Annotated in this window: 15 protein-coding genes; 5 read left to right on the plus strand and 10 right to left on the minus strand. The window is 47.7% G+C overall.

All coding sequences use genetic code 11. The features are described 5' to 3' along the window. Positions 1-165: 165 nt before the first annotated feature. A complete protein-coding gene (locus tag BBD38_RS06005; protein ID WP_066685764.1) occupies positions 166-981 on the plus strand; it encodes an AraC family transcriptional regulator in 816 nt (271 codons plus the stop codon). A 45-nt stretch (positions 982-1,026) separates the two neighbouring features. On the opposite strand, the gene BBD38_RS06010 is transcribed toward BBD38_RS06005, so the two are convergent. Next, on the minus strand, positions 1,027-1,437 hold the full coding sequence (locus BBD38_RS06010; RefSeq protein ID WP_066685765.1) for a MarR family winged helix-turn-helix transcriptional regulator: 411 nt from the start codon (positions 1,435-1,437) through the stop codon (positions 1,027-1,029). A gap of 209 nt (positions 1,438-1,646) precedes the next feature. On the opposite strand from BBD38_RS06010, the gene BBD38_RS06015 reads away from it, so the two are divergent. After that, the gene (locus BBD38_RS06015; protein WP_066685767.1) at positions 1,647-3,053 is read left to right on the plus strand and encodes an MATE family efflux transporter; all 1,407 of its coding nucleotides are present in this window, start codon (positions 1,647-1,649) and stop codon (positions 3,051-3,053) included. A gap of 100 nt (positions 3,054-3,153) precedes the next feature. On the opposite strand, the gene BBD38_RS06020 is transcribed toward BBD38_RS06015, so the two are convergent. The 7 genes from BBD38_RS06020 to BBD38_RS06050 all read right to left on the minus strand — a co-directional run bounded on the left by BBD38_RS06020 (position 3,154) and on the right by BBD38_RS06050 (position 11,450). Then, positions 3,154-4,200, minus strand: coding sequence for an amidohydrolase family protein (locus BBD38_RS06020; protein ID WP_066685773.1), 1,047 nt, complete (start codon positions 4,198-4,200; stop codon positions 3,154-3,156). A gap of 17 nt (positions 4,201-4,217) precedes the next feature. Continuing rightward, positions 4,218-5,765, minus strand: a complete 1,548-nt coding sequence (locus BBD38_RS06025; RefSeq protein ID WP_066685775.1) for an FGGY-family carbohydrate kinase — start codon at positions 5,763-5,765, stop codon at positions 4,218-4,220. A 131-nt stretch (positions 5,766-5,896) separates the two neighbouring features. After that, positions 5,897-6,718 (minus strand): class I fructose-bisphosphate aldolase, encoded by an 822-nt coding sequence (locus tag BBD38_RS06030; protein ID WP_066685777.1) that lies wholly within the window; start codon positions 6,716-6,718, stop codon positions 5,897-5,899. 37 nt (positions 6,719-6,755) lie between these two features. Further along, positions 6,756-7,721: a Gfo/Idh/MocA family protein gene (locus BBD38_RS06035; RefSeq protein WP_066685779.1), complete on the minus strand. Its 966-nt coding sequence runs from the start codon at positions 7,719-7,721 to the stop codon at positions 6,756-6,758. A gap of 11 nt (positions 7,722-7,732) precedes the next feature. Further along, positions 7,733-8,698 (minus strand): ABC transporter permease, encoded by a 966-nt coding sequence (locus BBD38_RS06040; RefSeq protein ID WP_066685784.1) that lies wholly within the window; start codon positions 8,696-8,698, stop codon positions 7,733-7,735. 11 nt (positions 8,699-8,709) lie between these two features. Then, positions 8,710-10,215 (minus strand): sugar ABC transporter ATP-binding protein, encoded by a 1,506-nt coding sequence (locus tag BBD38_RS06045; protein WP_066685957.1) that lies wholly within the window; start codon positions 10,213-10,215, stop codon positions 8,710-8,712. Between the two features lie 125 nt (positions 10,216-10,340). Next, the gene (locus BBD38_RS06050; protein ID WP_066685786.1) at positions 10,341-11,450 is read right to left on the minus strand and encodes a sugar ABC transporter substrate-binding protein; all 1,110 of its coding nucleotides are present in this window, start codon (positions 11,448-11,450) and stop codon (positions 10,341-10,343) included. Between the two features lie 287 nt (positions 11,451-11,737). On the opposite strand from BBD38_RS06050, the gene BBD38_RS06055 reads away from it, so the two are divergent. Then, positions 11,738-12,517, plus strand: coding sequence for a DeoR/GlpR family DNA-binding transcription regulator (locus tag BBD38_RS06055; protein ID WP_066685788.1), 780 nt, complete (start codon positions 11,738-11,740; stop codon positions 12,515-12,517). A gap of 102 nt (positions 12,518-12,619) precedes the next feature. Here BBD38_RS06055 and BBD38_RS06060 read toward each other — a convergent pair whose 3' ends face one another. Beyond that, positions 12,620-13,159, minus strand: coding sequence for a flavodoxin family protein (locus BBD38_RS06060; protein ID WP_066685790.1), 540 nt, complete (start codon positions 13,157-13,159; stop codon positions 12,620-12,622). Positions 13,160-13,225: 66 nt separating this feature from the next. Between BBD38_RS06060 and BBD38_RS06065 the strand changes: the two genes are divergently transcribed. Then, a complete protein-coding gene (locus BBD38_RS06065) occupies positions 13,226-14,098 on the plus strand; it encodes a histidinol-phosphatase HisJ family protein (RefSeq protein WP_082989523.1) in 873 nt (290 codons plus the stop codon). A gap of 25 nt (positions 14,099-14,123) precedes the next feature. Next, on the plus strand, positions 14,124-14,570 hold the full coding sequence (locus tag BBD38_RS06070) for an RpiB/LacA/LacB family sugar-phosphate isomerase (RefSeq protein WP_066685794.1): 447 nt from the start codon (positions 14,124-14,126) through the stop codon (positions 14,568-14,570). Between the two features lie 218 nt (positions 14,571-14,788). Here BBD38_RS06070 and BBD38_RS06075 read toward each other — a convergent pair whose 3' ends face one another. Continuing rightward, positions 14,789-15,340, minus strand: coding sequence for a sugar O-acetyltransferase (locus BBD38_RS06075; protein WP_066685796.1), 552 nt, complete (start codon positions 15,338-15,340; stop codon positions 14,789-14,791). Positions 15,341-15,346 lie beyond the last annotated feature (6 nt).

Below are 15,346 nucleotides of genomic sequence, written 5' to 3' on the forward strand. Positions count from 1 at the left end.
TAATTATATCCTCCCATGGTCAAGTCTAGCGGGATACCGTGTTTCCAGATATGAACAAACTTGTGGAATCAATGCAAGATTATTGCGCAATTCCCCGGAGTTGTTGTGTTCAGGTATTTTCACATGCTAAATTAAGGATGGTGTAGCAAATAAGAGGTGCAAATAATGAATTTAAGCCATCCCATTTTGGTTAGGCCGCCTCAGATACTTTCAAACCAGGTTACCTTGAAAAACAATTTCGAGATGGAACGCAAAGACCTCACGGAAGCAGAGATTGTTTTGGTGCAGCAGGGAAATGTCAACGCGTGGTTTGACGGTATTTCCTATTCCCTTGGGAGCGGCGACATCGTTCTGATACCCGGGCTTGCGTATCGGCTGTCCTCCTTGGGCGAAAATCCGTGTACGCTGATTACGCTTTATTTGTCGTCCTTTCAATATGCCGGGCAGGAAGAGGGCCGCCTGCCATACGTCCCGCGTGAAACGCTCCTTCCGTGCAGCAATTCCACCGTGCCCATGACGGGCATCATCACGCAGGTCCACGCCGAATTATCGGAAAAACGGCCGGATTATAAAATTGCGGCGGGAAAGCTTACCGAATATCTTTTGATCCTTTTGCAGCGCAAGCTGATGGATAACGACGTAAGCTCGGAGCCTGCGTCCCTCCTGTCCGGAATCAAGGAATATATTGAAAACAATTACGAAAAAAACATCACGCTTTCAAGCCTTTCCGACGTTTTTTTTGTAAGCCCGTTCCACATTGCGCACCTGTTTAAGGAAAAATATGATATTTCCCCGATCCAGTACCTGATCAAAACGCGCATCAAAATCGCTGCCGAGCTGCTCGTGCAGACGAGTTATACCGTATTTGAAATTTCAAACCTCGTCGGATACCCGAACGCCAATTATTTCAATATTATCTTCAAGCGGTTTACGGGCATGAGCCCCGGAAAATACCGTAAAAAAATGCAGAAAAAGCTGTAGCCGGCCGTTCCATCTCCCGCCCTTCCCCTGCGGCAGGGAATAACATTATTCCATATCCGCGAGCAGCTTTTCCAGCAGCACGTCAAGCGTCTTTTTTTCCCCGGCGGAAAGATTGCGCGTCATATAGTCCTCCCACTCCGCCTCAACCGCGCGGATCGCGTGATAGGCTTTCTTCGTTTTCTCCGTGGGATAAAGGCCGTACTGCCTCCTGTCTTTTGGGGAAACAATGCGCGTAATATAGCCGTCCTGTTCAAATTTGCGAACCGCGCGCGCCACCGCGCCCTTGTTAATCCACAATTCCTCCGAGAGCCCTTCCTGGGACATCCCCTCATGGTCGCAAATGCACATCAGGTACACAAGCTGTCCCCGGGTGATTCCAATATCCTTCAGCTTCCTGTCCAGGTTGATTCCCGCCCTCCGCGACAGGATCGAAAGTTTTTTTGCGAGTTCGCGCATATCCCTTCTCCCTTCAATATAGCCGTCCGCACGAAACCGGCGTGCCGACGGTTCCCATTTTAGCCGTCCGCCGCCGCGCTGTCAAATATCGACAAATCACTTGACTTGTCCGGTTTTCCGCATTATAATAGTTGCACAGGCAACCAATTGGTTGCCTGTTATTCTGGATATATAGTTGCCCAGGCAACTTTAAAGGAGTTTAAATAATTATGGAAACAGCATCGGAAACAAAACTTTTGGGAACCGCGCCCATCGGGAAACTGGTGATGAAGTACGCGGTGCCGAGCGTCATTTCCCTTTTGGTAAATGCGCTTTACAATATTGTAGACCAGATTTTTATCGGCCAGGGCGTCGGTTATCTCGGCAATGCCGCCACCAACGTCATCTTCCCCTTAACCGTCATTGTGCTCGCCTTTTCCCTGCTGATCGGCGACGGCGCGGCGGCCTACCTGAGCCTGAAGCTGGGCGAGGGCCGGAAGGACCAGGCGCAAAGGGGCGTGGGCAATGCACTGACGCTGCTGATTGTTTTTGGCGCGGCATTCCTCCTGCTCGGCGTCTTTTTCCTCGAGCCGCTCGCGCACCTCTTTGGCGCAACGGAAAATTCCCTGCCCTATGCGCTCGATTACGGCAGGATTATCGTCCTCGGGTTCCCCTTCGTGATGATCGGCACAGGCCTGAATTCCTGTATCCGTGCCGAGGGAAGCCCCAAGGTCGCCATGCTTTCGATGATCGCCGGCGCGGTCACCAACACCATCCTCGACCCGATTTTTATTTTTGTTTGCGGCTGGGGCGTGGAGGGCGCGGCACTCGCGACCATCCTCGGCCAGATACTCACCTTTGCCGTCAGCACGCTTTACCTGCGCAATCCAAAAATCCTCCGTATTTCCCGCAGGGATATGAAGCTGTCCCTTAATACGTCGAAAACGGTGATGGGCTACGGCGTTTCCAGCTTTATTACACAGATCGCCGTTACGGTTTCCATCCTTGTCGCCAACAATATGATCGTTCAATACGGCGCGGCCTCCGTTTACGGCCCCGATATCCCGCTTGCCGCATTCGGCATCGTGATGAAGGTCTACCAGATATTGCTTTCCTTTATGGTTGGGTTCGGCATCGGCGCACAGCCTATCGTCGGGTTCAACTATGGGGCGCGCAGCTTCCTGCGGGTGAAAAAAGCATACCTGCTTGCCATCGGCTGCGCAACCGCCGTCGCCGCCATAGGCTTTGTGATGTTCCAGTTTTTCCCGCAGGCGATTATCAACCTCTTCGGCTCCGAGGATGCGCTGTACAACGAATTCGCGCAGAAAAGCTTCCGCATTTTCCTGATGCTGTGCATCCTGTCCGGCTTCCAGACCGTAACGGGCATCTTTTTCCAGTCCATCGGCAAACCGGTAAAGGCCGCGGTCGTTACCCTTTCACGCCAAATCCTGGTGCTTGTTCCCGCAACCCTGATCCTGCCCGTCTTTCTCGGCCTCGACGGCGTTTTGTGGGCCGGTCCCGTTGCGGACGGAATTTCTTTCCTGATTGCCCTCATCCTCGCCCTTTTCGAGATAAAACACCTTACAAGCCAGCATGCGCAGGAGCAGGAGGCGGCGCTCTGTGCGGAACAGGGCTAAGCACTACAGCTCAATCGTTTTCGCCTCAGCAGAAATTGGCTTTTAGAAAACACAAGGCGCACATTCTGCGCCTTGTGTTTTTTTGCCGCATAAGATACTGCTAATTTGTAATTTTCAACATTTTGCCAGCGTTTTTATAAAAAATGTTTTCCAGATGCGAGGTTTCATTTTGCCCATATACCGCCTTTGATGCGCGCAAAAGTTCGCGTATTTCTTCATAAATATAGAAGGTGAATTCTTGAATACTGCCTCCCATGGGGCCTAACCCCCACGGTACAGGATGCTCGCTTACATAATAATGCTTATTGTTGATCTCAATATCCTTTCCTCTGCAGAAAGCCAGCGGTGCATCCGACCCAAACAGTATCCGCGTGCTGTCAACCCTGTGCAACAAATATTCCAATACCGGGCCGCTGTTAATAAGCGCGGTATCGAACCATACATTTTCGCGGCCTACCAGGAAATCGATCAGCCCGTCGATATCCTTATAGCAGAATGCACGCCCCACATGTGCAAGGATAAACTTTGCATCGGGATATGTCCGGGTACATTCGTCAAGTTCGCGTCGGTTGTCCGCATCATGCAGCCGTCCTTTCCTGGGAATATGCAGTAAAATAAAAAGCTTATTCTGTTGCGCATACTCCAGCGCGGACTGGTTGAGCATATCATATATGCCGCATTCGCGTCCTTGTACAACCGGTATGTCCGGATAGGGCTTGAGGCCCAGAAATCCTTTTCGCCCAAGGAGGTTATATTTCTTCTCCGTTTCTTCCATATCCTCATACTGCCCCGGAATATAGTAAAATCCCAGGCCGTATTTTTGCGCATGCTCCATGACATATTCGTTCACCATCGTTCGATCTATTTGCGGAAACGGCGATCCGAATACAATCGGAATAACCGTTTTGGGCGGAAACGCACTTTTCGCACAAAACAGATAGTCTTCAATTGTGAACTCCTTCATATAGTCGAAGTCTGTCCACGGCTTATATTGCTTATACTTCCCATATTCTTCTTTGGGAATAGCCACACAGGCGTGCGTCCATACATGCACATGGCTGTCAATAATTCGTGCGGGCAGGCGTACGAGGAATTCCTCAGCAAATTGCTTCCTGTCATCTTCCCGAATTTCAAAATCTGAAATCATTCCTGTTTTCTCCTGTGTTATTCATACCGCTTCATCAATGCGGCATAGGCTTCATAGTCACCAAGCAAATGCTCGTAAACCGAACAAAACAACTGGAAGTAATCCATATACATTTCGTGTGTTTTTGGATCAGGGTCCATGTGGTCCACATATTCCGCCCATTGCTTCGCAACAGAATAATCAGGCAGGTATCCGGTGGAAACTCCTGCCAGGATGGCATTTCCATACGGAGCTCCCGTCCTGTTTTTCAGCATAACGGTTGGATGTCCAAAAACATCGGTAAATATTCTCCGCCACAACCTGCTCTTTGCACCGCCCTCGTTCATCACAATTGCTCCCTTGGTTGTGATTCCCTGCGCGCAAATTGCCCGGTATTGGCGAAAGGCTGAAAAGGCAACGCCTTCCATCATCGACCGTACCAAATGCCCCTTCGTAGTGTTCATCCCCCAGCCAAACACACTGCCACAGGCGTTGACATTAAACTCCGGCGTTCTTGCTCCCATAAAATAAGGCAGCGTAATCAGGCCGTCCGCTCCCGGACGAATATGTTCGGCATCCAGGTTCAGCAGGTCATATGCGTCATATCCGCCGTTCTTTTCTACAAACCGTTCGTAAGTGGAAAAATTGTTCCGCAGGTGCCGCATCACATAGCCGCCGGTTGTCGTGGTAGAAAAAATAACGTAATTATCCTCCGAATGAACGGGATAAATACAGTTCCAGATGTTTTTTAGGAACGTGGGGGCGCCCAAAATCACACCCAGGACGGCCGCCGTACCAAGGTTGATTTGCGTTTCTCCCGGTTCCGTTGCTCCACCGGCCAGCCAGCCGGCAAATGCATCCACAGTGCCTGCGATTACAGGCGTTCCTTCTTTTAGTCCAGTCAGGCGCGCAGCCTCCTGCGTCACTTCCCCAATCACCTGTTCGCACGGATATAGTTCCGGAAGGTGGTCCGGGTTAATTCCAACCCGTTCACACATTTCCATATCAAATTTTTTATTCCGGATGTCAAAAATCGTTCCAAAAAATGTTCCTACGGAATAATTTGCGCACATTTTTCCGCTGAGTTTATAGGTCACGTATCCATCCGGGGAAAGCACCTTATAGATGCGCTTATAGTCATCCGGACGGTTTTTCCGTTCCCACAACAGGCTTGTACAAATTGATTGCTCGTCAATATTATAACCGCTCAAGGCAAAGCAAGCCTCTTCGCCTACCTCTTCCTTCAATTCCCGGACAACCTCTTTCGCGCGGTTATCCAAAAAATTGTAAGCTTTATTAATAACCTTACCGTCCCTGTCCACCATCACAATTGCCGGTACGGCCGAAGAAACGCTTACTCCACGGATTTTCGTTGTATCAAGGTGGTTCTCCGCAATGATTTTCCGGATAATATGATAGATATTGCGCCAGTATTCATCCGGGTCTGTCTCCGACCACGTAGAGGAGTGGGAAACTGTAATCTTATGTTCCGAAAAACCATAGCCAATCGTGGTTCCCTCGTCATCGATGATACATGCTTTTGCTCCACCGCATCCAATATCAATTCCTACAAAATAATTACTCATACCTTATTAATACATAATGCGCCGCATTATGCGAATCCTTTCTCTGTTTGATCGTTATGGATATTGCGCTGAAGCGCAATATCCATAACCTGGCCTGCTCTTGCTGTAACAGGATGGCCGTCCATTGGCCACTATTCTCCCAACATTTGCGCATATGCCTCTTTCGCTGTAATTCCTTTACGGAAAATATCTCCTATCGCCCGCGTCATGCCGATCGGATTTTTTGCTTCGGAAATATTCCGTCCGATCAGGCAGCCTTTTGCACCCCTCCGGGCCACGATTTCGATCATATCCAGGAATTCATTTTCCGGTACTTTCGTCCCTCCGTTAATTAAGACTGGTATCTTGACATAATTGATAATTTTTTCAAAAGAATCCGGATCGTTTGTATAGTTTGTGGAAATGACATCCACTCCCAGTTCGGAACATACCCGGCCGGCAAACATCAGGTACTCCGCGCCGTATTTTTTAACATTATCATCGTTGGTATTATAGAAGGTAGGGAATTCTGCCTCTACGATAAATGCAAGCCCATATTTCGCACATTCCCTGACATAGCCGGCAACGGTTCGCATGGCGGCCCCTGCACTTTCCGAATAGAAGTCTACCGGAAGAACAAGGCCATCCACGCCGTTGGTCACCGCTTCTTCCACCGTACTGGTCACAATCATTTCATAAGGGTTCTCCTGGCTATACGCAGGATATACCGGCAAATAGGTAAGCACTGCCACTTCCGGTTTCAATACATTGATTACCTTTTGCACCATTCCCTTTCCAATATTGATACAGGTCGCTCCGCCTTTCATTGCAAGGTCGCAGGACTGTGCCACGTCAAATTGTCCCGGATAGATTTCTTTGCTCGTCATCTGATGACATCCCGCGAAGATAATGCATGTGTCCGTTTCGTCAAAAATGCGGTTCATACGAACCATTTTTCCTGTAAATGCTGTCATTTTTCTGTTGCCTCCTGATAATAATATGTAATTTTATTTAAAATACGCCTTTTTCCGCATCCTGCACACATTTATCTATGACTTCAAAGGTTTCAAAACCGTTTTCCGCATCGATCATTGGCTTTTCCCCCGTCTGGAGGCAGTGCAGGTAATGTTCCATTTCTTCCCGGTAAACATCATCCCAATCGATCGCCGAATCCATTTCGATCCATTTGTCTTTCTTGCAATCATAGAATTTGATACTTTCGTTATCGCGCCACCGGATTGCTCCTTCCGTTCCATAAATCTCAATGGACCGCCCAAAATAGGGCTGCAGGAAATCCATGTGGATCGCAATGCACAAGTCGTCTTCACATGAAATCAGCAGTTCGGCCGTATCCAATACGTCCCACTCCTTATGAATTGCCCGCGCTCCAAAGCACTTAACATTTTTTACAGGTTTTCCGCCAAACCAGAGTGCATAATCGATTTCATGTGAAAAATCGCTGATGACTCCGCCTCCCAGGGCCCGTTTTGTCCTGTAATCTGTTTTTGCGTCGGTTATTGCCTTTTTGCCCGCGACCGATGCATGGATACCGAATACTTTACCAAGCTTTCCTTCGGTCACCATCTTTTTGATCCGCTGGTATGGCTGCGCGAACCGCAGACAATAGGCGACAAACGCAAACTTGTCATATTTCCGGCACAGCTCCCTCATCTCCCGCGCCGACTCGAGCGTGCTGCTCATTGGTTTTTCCAGCATAACGTTTAATCCCGCTTTGACGCATTTTTCCAAATCGTCTTTGTGCGCAAAATTGGGCGTACAGATCACCACACCGTCAAAGGAGTGCTTTAACGCTTCGTCAAGGGAGGTATAGGTTTCGTCGATTCCATATTTTTCCGCTACCTCCTTGCGCCGCTGTCCGTTCATTTCGCAAAGCGCCACTTCGCATAAATGGTTATTGAGTACCGTTTTCAGGTGTACCTCCCCAATATATCCGCATCCATGAATCAATAGTTTCATTTTTTCTCTCCTTATATCTCTTTCTTGGTCCGGATGGTATCCGCGCCGATTGCCGCCAGCAAGATCAAGCCTTTTGCAAGCTGCTGTGCAAAACTATGCACATTCAGTATCATCATCCCGTTGGATATAACGCCGATAATCAGGCAGCCCAGTACCGTCTTTTGCACCTTTCCACTGCCTCCCGCAATGCTTGCTCCGCCCAAAACAACCGCCGTAACAACATCAAAGTCCATATTTTCTCCAGCCGAGGCAATTCCCACGCCTAACCGTGAAGCGTTGATAAATGCCGCAAGCCCTGTCAGCAGTCCAATAATTATATAGATAATAATCAAGTGCTGCTGGGTTTTTACACCGGATAGATAGGCCGCTTTTTCATTCCCTCCAATTGCATAGGTCTTAAGGGAGAACGCCGTTTTTTGTTGTACGAAAACGAATACAACCACGACTGCTATGGCGATGATAACCGGGAGCGGCACAATTCCCACATAACCGCGGCCAATAACGTCGAATCCTTCCGGCAGTCCAAAAATTGTGGCGCCGTCGCAAATCAGGAATGCCAATCCGCGCATTGCGGTAGACATACCAATCGTTGTCAGCAGGGGAGGAATTTTCACCTTCGTTACCAAAATGCCGTTTGCAAGGCCAACGGTTCCACCGATCAGGATACTGATTACCAGGCCCAGCTCAATCGGTACGCCGCAATATTTAATCAGCATGGCTGCGACAACGCCGCAAAGCCCCATAGACGCGCCCACGGAAAGGTCGATACCGCCGGTGATAATAACCCATGTCATCCCCATGGATATAATAATCATTGTCGAAACCTGGAGCAGGATATTCAGCAGGTTCGCAACCGTCAGGAACGTACTGGAAAGCAAAGAGAATACAACGCATAATCCAACGAATACCAGTATGGTCCCAAATCCCTTGCTTTTCCAAAAAGCTTCTTTTCCACTTATCGCAGTTTCATTTTTCATAATTTTTTCTCCTATTGCGCAAGTAATTCATTGTAAATTAATTCTTCCGACAGTTCTGTTCCAGAATATTCTTTGAATCGTTTCCCACGTTTGAGCATCAGTATCCTGTCGCAAATCTGTACCAGTTCCGGTATTTCCTGCGATATTGCGATCACCGTCTTTCCCTGCCTCGCACAGTCCAGCAATATCTGGTAAATTTCATATTTGGCCCCAACATCGATCCCTTTGGTCGGGCTGCTCAAAATAATGATATCCGTATCGGCCAGCAGAGACCTCGTAAGTAATATCTTCTGTTGGTTCCCGCCGCTTAGGAATTGCACTTTTTGCTCCCGGTTTACAATCTTGATGCCGAAGCGGGTTACATATTCCATAAAGGCTGTGTCGGCGGCTTTGCCGTCAAGCAGGTTTAAGGTTCCTTTCTGAAATTTCTTTACTGCGGTTATAATCGAATTCTGCTCTACGCCGAGTTCCATAAATAAGCCCTGGGCCCGCCGTTCGTCAGTAACATAGGAAATAGAGTTTTTCAGCGCATCCCCGGGCGACCGGAATTTTTGGCTTTTTCCATTTACGATAATATCTCCCGTATAGTTCTCCCGCGTCCCGTAAAGCGTCTTTCCGAGTTCTACGGTGCCCGAGCCAACCAAACCGAGGACGCCATAGATTTCTCCCTTTTTCACAGTGAACGAAACATTCTCCAAATAGCCGGGGAGCGAAAGGCCTTTTACTTCCATAATGGCCGGTGCATCATAGGATTCCCGCATATTCAAACGGCTTCCTGACACCTTTTTGCCCGTCATCAACTCAATAATTTCCTGCTGGCTTGTCTCCGTGACCTTCTTAGTCGCAATCATCATCCCGTCGCGGAGGATTGTGACCGAATCACATACGCCGAATATTTCCTCAAGACGATGCGAGATATAGATGACTGTGATACCTTTTGCTTTTAGCTCGCGGATATGGTCCAGCAGCACGTCCAGCTCGTGGTTTGTAAGCGAAGACGATGGTTCGTCCATAATCAATATTTTTGCATCATGCATCATTGCCTTGCTGATTGCTACCATTTGCTGCGAAGCAATCGGCAGTGCGTCTATCCGGGCGTTTACATCAATTTCCAGCTTCATGCTTTGGAAATATTCCTGCGCCTGCCTTTGCATTTGCTTTTTATCAAGCAGTCCATATTTTGTTTTTATTTCGATTCCAAGAAAAATATTTTCTACGACTGTTAATTCAGGAAGAAGGTCCAGTTCCTGGTAAATGACCGCAATTCCTTTATGAAATCCATCTCTGGGACTTTCTATGTGTACAGGCTCCCCGCTGATATAAATTGTTCCGCCATTCGGTTTGCTGGCTCCTGCAATAATCTTTATCATTGTGCTTTTACCCGCACCGTTTTCTCCAACCAGCGCCCGCACCTCTCCGGCGCTTACCGAGAAATTAACGTCCTTTAATACATGATTTGCGGCAAAAGACTTCGATATGTTTTTTAGTTCCAAAACCGTGTCCGGATTATTTTCCATTTTTAACCCCCACATTTGCCCTGTTTTCCGCTGCTTTGCATGCCTTTGCGGAGTAATGAGCGGCGGTCCTGACATCCGTCCGGCTCCGGGGCCGCCGCCCTGTCTTATTCTCCTGTCCCCGGAAATCAGAAGCTCAGTGTTTCCAATCCCGCCTTTTCCAGCCATTCATTTTTGTCTGCCACATATTCATCCACATTGTCACGTGTAAGTGCGAAAAACCCAAGGTCGATAATGTTATAGTCGGCATTTTCCGGGTCCATAACCAATTGCACCGCACCCGTAAGCATCCTGTAACCCAATTCCACGGGGCTCTTTGCATAGGCGACCTCGAACGCATACCCGCCCTTGTCTTCCGTCAGCGGTTCGTACAAATAAGGAAGAATATTATCTTCACCGCCGCATCCGGCGATCGCGATATCTGTGCGTCCCGCCGCCTCAATCGCCGCCATTGCGCCAATTGCATTGGAATCTACGCCGCAGAATACAAAGTTCATCTCCGGATTGCTTAAAATAAAGGTTGAAACGATATCTGTTGCTTTTTCTACCGCCATTTCCGCATCCTGCTGTCCTACGATTACCGCCTCCGGCATATTCTCTTTCACATATTCCACAAAGGCGTCGGGCTTTCTCTGGAATGCTTCCGAAGTCGGATTATCCAGCACCAGGATATGCGGTGTTTCATCCGGCCGGTTCTCTTTCCACCATTTAACAAACATTTCACCGCCGAGAAGGCCGCCATCCCGCTCATCGGTTATCATCCCCATTGTTTCGTGAGGCATGTTGTTGCCCTCCGTCAGCATATAGATTCCGGCCTCGTCCATCTCCTTTGCCACACTCTCCATAGCGCTGCCATTCAGCGGATACCCTATCCATGCGTCAATTCCCTGTTTCATATACGTTTCCGTAATTTCCAGTTCTTTTTCAATACTTCCCTGGGCATCCTCCGTGCTTACATCGACCAATACTTCTTTTCCATCATACTCGATTGGTAAATTCCACCCGGCTGCCATTTGCTGCTGGAAAGTGTGGTCCATAGACATTACAATTCCAAGAATTTTGATCGGAACATCAACGCCTTTTACTCCTCCCTGCGCATCGGCCTGTGCGCTTTCGGACGAAGCAACTTCCTGTTCTGTAGCGGGAGCGTCTCCTGTTGCCGGGACACTTGCACAGCCTCCAAGAGTAAGCGAAACCAAGAGAGTTACGATAAGAACAAACACGACTACCTTTTTCATGCTTTTTCCCCTTTCGATTCAGTTTTGTTGTTTTTTTTGGAATTTATTGTCTGATTTACTGTGTTAATGCCATAATAATACATAGATTCAGTCAAGTCAACTGCTTTTTTTACAAAAATACACATTTTTTTGCTTTTTAATTTTAATTTACACATATTCGGTCAAATCTTTTCGGCTAATTTGCCCTGTTCGGGAATATTTGTTTTGTATTATTGATATTATCGATATAAGTGTGTACAATAAAACTCATAGCAGAAAAATATAGCATATATAATGGGGTGATTCCTATGTTAGCTCAGGAACGTTACAAAGTCATTTGCGAAATGTTGCAAAAACAGCGTACTGCCAAGGTTACACAGCTTTCAAGCGTCTTAAACGTATCTCGTGAAACGATTCGCAGGGATTTGGAATATTTGGAAAAAGAGGGTTTGCTTGTCCGGGTCCACGGCGGAGCATCCCTTGTGCGGTTTGATACTGCGCAGGCTTCTTTTGATGCAAGATTGCATGAAAAGTATTTACAAAAAGAACAAATTGCCAACACTGCCCTGCAATATATCTCGGAAGGCCAGTCCATTTCTTTGGATTATTCCACAACCAGTCTTGCGCTGGCCACAAAATTAAAACAGCATTTTCAGCAGTTAACTGTCGTAACAAATTCAATAGAGGTGTTCTATACACTATCAGACGTTCCTTCTTTTAACCTCATCTTCTGCGGCGGCATCTTTAATCATATGGAGCGTGGATGCTTTGGCGAACAGGCACACAATGTAATCCGCCAACTGAATATTGATACTGCTTTTATCGGCATCGGCGGTATTTCCCTGCGCGACGGATGCACGGAAACATTTTATGAAGGCGTGCAAATGCTAAAACTGTTTCTGCAGGCCGCACAGCAAAAAATAGTTCTTGCCGACAGCAGTAAGTTTGATATTGTAACGCTTATTAAGGTGTGTGATCTGGATAATATTGATCTTATTATAACAGATTCCCTTGCCAAGAAAAAGATTTTGGAAAAATATACGGGGGAAATTGATATTGTTTTTGGAAACGACCCACCCTTGCCCTGACGTTTTTTCCCTGGGCGGGCTTGTATTTTGTTTTTAAAAGCACAGCGGATTGGTATTATTCCCGGTATACCAAATCCGCTGTGCTTTTTATCCTTTGCCGACTCAGGTTGTTGCCAGGAGATAAGCTGCTTCTTCCAAAATTTCAAACATATACTTTTGGGAATAACGTGTAATCGGAAGCCGCTCTTTCACTTCAACCTCCAGCAGGGACAGTGTATATGCCAAATGTTCCAGACAGCGAATAATTCCGTTCCCTGTCCCGCCTGCAACTGCAAGAATTATTCCCTTTTTTCCTTTGAGCCAATGATTCCCCTCCCTTAAATCGCATCTCCGTATGCGGTCCAGCAGGCTCTTCATTTTTTCCGAAGCGTCATGCCAGTATACCGGGCTCACCACGGCAAGGATATCCGCCCTTTTTATGTCCCGGTAGACCTCCATAAAGTCGTCCTTTTTTATGCATTTTCCCTGCGGGCATAGCCCCCAGCCTTCTCCGCAGGCATCGCATAAATCAATCTCTTTTTCATAAAGATTGATTGTTTTGGCGTCCTGTCCTGCCTGTTCAAAACCTTTTTGCAACTCTTTCGCGCATTTCGCCGATAATCCGTTGACACGCGGACTTCCCATTAAAATTACAGTGCTCATTTTTGCCTCCTTTTTTGGCTTTTTATTGCAATATAGCATATATTTTGTGTAAAGTACACAATTTTTATGTTGATTTATGTTTTTTTGTGTGCTATCTTTAGATTATCCTCATATACAGGTGGTATTGCCATGTATGATTACCATATTCATTCCCGCTTCTCCCCGGACAGCACCTCCCGCTTAAGCGCTATTGCATCCTACGCGCTGGATTCAGGCCTGCGGGGGATTTGCATTACCGACCATCTTGAATTTGATGAATGCTACCGTCCGGACCATGTTTTGGATATTGACGCCTACGCAAAAAGGATTGCTGCACTCCGTCGGGAATATCCTTCCGGACCCGCCATAGGTTTTGGAATTGAAATCGGTTTAAAGGATAAAGCTTCCTTTTCACGCGCCCGGGCGCATATAAAAGGGTATGAGGACAGCCTGGATTTTGTGATTGGTTCCGTACATTATACAAGTGAAGGAGATGCCTATTCCGCGGATTTTTTTAAAAATCGGACCCGGATTGAATCTTATTCAGCATACCTTGAGTGTGCTGTATCCCGGTGCCTTTCTTCTTCGGATTATGATGTCCTGGGTCACTTCGATTATCCGGCAAAATGTGCGCCCTATACTAACCGTGCTATGCGTTATTCGGATAATCCATGGGCTTTTGACCGGATTTTTAAACATTTAATTGATAACGGAATTGGTTTGGAAATCAACACCTCCGTATATCCGACGCAGAAGGAAATGTTATGGGGCAAAGATATTCTGAAGCGGTTTGTCGCTTTGGGAGGAGAATTCGTTACCCTGGGTTCTGATGCGCACATCGTTTCCAAGGTTGGCTGGCGGTCTAAGGATGCGCTTCTTCTGGCTCAGGCCGCCGGCGTTCCCTATTTGGCAACCTTTCATAAGCGCAGGCCCACAATGCATAGATTAACCGGTATTTAATTTCTATTTAAAGGAGGAATATCTGATGTATACAATAGCAATTGGCTGTGATCCAAACGCACAAGAGGTGAAGGCTTTCATCATCTCATCTCTGGAAAAAAAGGGGTATTCTGTAAAGGATTTCGGCAGTACAGACCCTATTTATGCAAATGTAGCAATTCAGGTCGCGGAAGCTGTTGCCCAAAAAGAATATGACCGTGGTATTTTGATCTGCGGTACCGGAATTGGCGTTTGCCTGGCTGCAAATAAAGTAAAAGGAGCATATGCCGCATTGATTTCCGATGTCTATTCCGCGGAACGCGCACAAAAAAGTAATAATGCCAACATTGCCTGTTTTGGTGCTTTTACTTTGGGAAACAGGCTCATGGAGAAACTGATCGACGTTTTCTTATCATCGGAATATACTCCCGGCGGCCCTTCGCAAAAAAAGATTGACCGTATTTATGCCTATGAGTCGCGGAATAATCTATGAGCCTGCTTCGCATAAGGCGGGGCAGACAGCTTCATTCGGATGATATAAATTTAGTCTTCCGGAAAAACACCGCCCTGCGCATCATGAGGGTCAGGGCGTCTGGCAGTCTTTTATTTCCAGGTAGATAGGACCGCCGCACATGAGGCGATGCCGGAAGTTTTAACCTACAGCAAAAAGGGAACGCCTTACGGCGTTCCCTTCTTTTCGCAAATTCCCCGCTACGGCTTCTTTATCACCCGGCACGGATTGCCTACGGCCACGCAGTTTGCGGGAATATCCTTTGTTACCACGCTGCCCGCGCCGATCGTGGTGTTTTCCCCAATGGTCACGCCCGGGCAGATAATCACGCCCGCGCCCAGCCAGACATGGTCGCCGATGCTGACGGGCTTTCCATATTCAAGGCCCCGCGCCCGTTCCGCCGCGTCCACGGGATGCGTCGCCGTAATAATCTGGACCCCCGGCCCGACCAGCACGTCGTCGCCAATGCGCACCTCGCATACGTCGAGCACCATAAGGCCGTAATTGATATAATCGCCGTCGCCAAAATAGGTGTTGCTGCCATAGTCGAAACGAACGGGCTGTTTCACCGTAATTGTTTTTCCTTCTACATTCACGAGCTCCCGGATAATACGGTCAAGGTTCGCGTCGTCCTCCGGATCGGCGTCGTTGTATTCCTTACATAGCCGCAGCGAGCGTTTGTGTTCCGCCGCAAGCTGTGGGTCGCTTGCCCTATAAAGCTCTCCCCGCAGCATTTTTTCCTTCTCGGTCATCGCCTT

It is taken from the genome of Christensenella intestinihominis (assembly GCF_001678845.1).
Lineage (GTDB): Bacteria > Bacillota > Clostridia > Christensenellales > Christensenellaceae > Christensenella > Christensenella intestinihominis.

Bases quoted from the DNA above. Each gene is read 5' to 3' on its own strand.
- BBD38_RS06005 (WP_066685764.1), top strand. From the start codon at position 166: ATGAATTTAAGCCATCCCATTTTGGTTAGGCCGCCTCAGATACTTTCA.
- BBD38_RS06010 (WP_066685765.1), bottom strand. From the start codon at position 1,437: ATGCGCGAACTCGCAAAAAAACTTTCGATCCTGTCGCGGAGGGCGGGA.
- BBD38_RS06015 (WP_066685767.1), top strand. From the start codon at position 1,647: ATGGAAACAGCATCGGAAACAAAACTTTTGGGAACCGCGCCCATCGGG.
- BBD38_RS06020 (WP_066685773.1), bottom strand. From the start codon at position 4,200: ATGATTTCAGATTTTGAAATTCGGGAAGATGACAGGAAGCAATTTGCT.
- BBD38_RS06025 (WP_066685775.1), bottom strand. From the start codon at position 5,765: ATGAGTAATTATTTTGTAGGAATTGATATTGGATGCGGTGGAGCAAAA.
- BBD38_RS06030 (WP_066685777.1), bottom strand. From the start codon at position 6,718: ATGACAGCATTTACAGGAAAAATGGTTCGTATGAACCGCATTTTTGAC.
- BBD38_RS06035 (WP_066685779.1), bottom strand. From the start codon at position 7,721: ATGAAACTATTGATTCATGGATGCGGATATATTGGGGAGGTACACCTG.
- BBD38_RS06040 (WP_066685784.1), bottom strand. From the start codon at position 8,698: ATGAAAAATGAAACTGCGATAAGTGGAAAAGAAGCTTTTTGGAAAAGC.
- BBD38_RS06045 (WP_066685957.1), bottom strand. From the start codon at position 10,215: ATGGAAAATAATCCGGACACGGTTTTGGAACTAAAAAACATATCGAAG.
- BBD38_RS06050 (WP_066685786.1), bottom strand. From the start codon at position 11,450: ATGAAAAAGGTAGTCGTGTTTGTTCTTATCGTAACTCTCTTGGTTTCG.
- BBD38_RS06055 (WP_066685788.1), top strand. From the start codon at position 11,738: ATGTTAGCTCAGGAACGTTACAAAGTCATTTGCGAAATGTTGCAAAAA.
- BBD38_RS06060 (WP_066685790.1), bottom strand. From the start codon at position 13,159: ATGAGCACTGTAATTTTAATGGGAAGTCCGCGTGTCAACGGATTATCG.
- BBD38_RS06065 (WP_082989523.1), top strand. From the start codon at position 13,226: ATGTTGATTTATGTTTTTTTGTGTGCTATCTTTAGATTATCCTCATAT.
- BBD38_RS06070 (WP_066685794.1), top strand. From the start codon at position 14,124: ATGTATACAATAGCAATTGGCTGTGATCCAAACGCACAAGAGGTGAAG.
- BBD38_RS06075 (WP_066685796.1), bottom strand. From the start codon at position 15,340: ATGACCGAGAAGGAAAAAATGCTGCGGGGAGAGCTTTATAGGGCAAGC.